Origin of the sequence: Enterobacter sp. K16B (genome assembly GCF_020216105.1) — a bacterium.
Taxonomy (GTDB): Bacteria; Pseudomonadota; Gammaproteobacteria; order Enterobacterales; family Enterobacteriaceae; genus Enterobacter; species Enterobacter sichuanensis.
The window spans coordinates 1-287 of sequence record NZ_JAIWJZ010000211.1; the positions used below are offsets into that span (position 1 = coordinate 1).

Sequence of the window (287 nt, forward strand, 5' to 3'; positions counted from 1 at the left end):
GGAGCTCTATCGAACAGTTCACCTGCCATTTTGGCGATACGTTCGTGCTGTACGAGTTTGTTTTTCCACTCCTGCGGAATACCGGAATAACCATATAATGCTCCCGCGATTTGTCCCGCCGTCGCGGCAACGCTGTCAGCATCATCAGCAAGATTAGCGGCCAGTAGAATGGCATCTCGGAAATTATCCGTGTTCCATACGGACCACATCGCGGCCTCAAGCGTATCAATAACGTAACCACTTGAACGAATCTGGTCGCGAGTTTTTTGCTTATACTCGCCCGCATT

1 protein-coding gene is annotated in these 287 nt (G+C 50.2%); it reads right to left on the bottom strand.

From position 1 onward, the window contains the following. Positions 1-287 (bottom strand): ADP-ribosylglycohydrolase family protein (locus LDK53_RS22745; RefSeq protein WP_225288145.1); only part of this gene is annotated, 287 nt, incomplete at both ends.